Genomic DNA, 549 nt, shown 5'->3' with positions numbered 1-549 from the left:
AGGCGAGGCATTGTGGCTGTTACCTTCATGCGCGAGCGATAACCAGTTCAGAACTCGTAAACAAGTTGGCAATGCCGCTTAGCCCGATAGTAGAAAAGCGCTACGTAAATTTCATCCTGTGGAAGTATCAGAGCTCACCGGCATCAGTATGTCGAACCTTCGAACGCGGCATCAGGAAGGTAATTTCCCTGATGTAGAGACGGATTCCAGAGGTCGCAGGCTCTATACCGCCCAAGAGATTGACCAAATCCGCCATGTGATGGCAAAGACCGGTCGGAATGGCGAAACATACCTTCCAGGACGCCGCGAGAACGACGCCCTTCAAGTTATTTCTATAGTGAACTTCAAAGGCGGATCCAGCTTGACCACAATGTTCGGATACCGCCCCGAGATCGAATTCGCTGAGAACGGCACAGTCTATGACGCGTTAAGGTACGAAGATCCGGTGCCGTTAAGCCAAGTCATCCGAAAGGGTAGTGTCGCAAAGTTATCTTTCGCTTAAGAAGCGTTTTTCTGTTGGGCACACTTATCCAGCGAGCGCAGCGAACT

1 protein-coding gene is annotated in these 549 nt (G+C 50.8%); it reads left to right on the top strand.

Annotated features, from left to right (window positions below):
* Window positions 1-118 precede the first annotated feature (118 nt).
* Window positions 119-502: a MerR family transcriptional regulator gene (locus Q1A06_RS20915; protein ID WP_299568046.1), complete on the top strand. Its 384-nt coding sequence runs from the start codon at window positions 119-121 to the stop codon at window positions 500-502.
* Window positions 503-549: the final 47 nt, after the last annotated feature.

Origin of the sequence: uncultured Sulfitobacter sp., assembly GCF_947497275.1 — a bacterium.
Taxonomy (GTDB): Bacteria; Pseudomonadota; Alphaproteobacteria; order Rhodobacterales; family Rhodobacteraceae; genus Sulfitobacter.
This window is presented reverse-complemented; position numbering and strand designations above follow the sequence as displayed.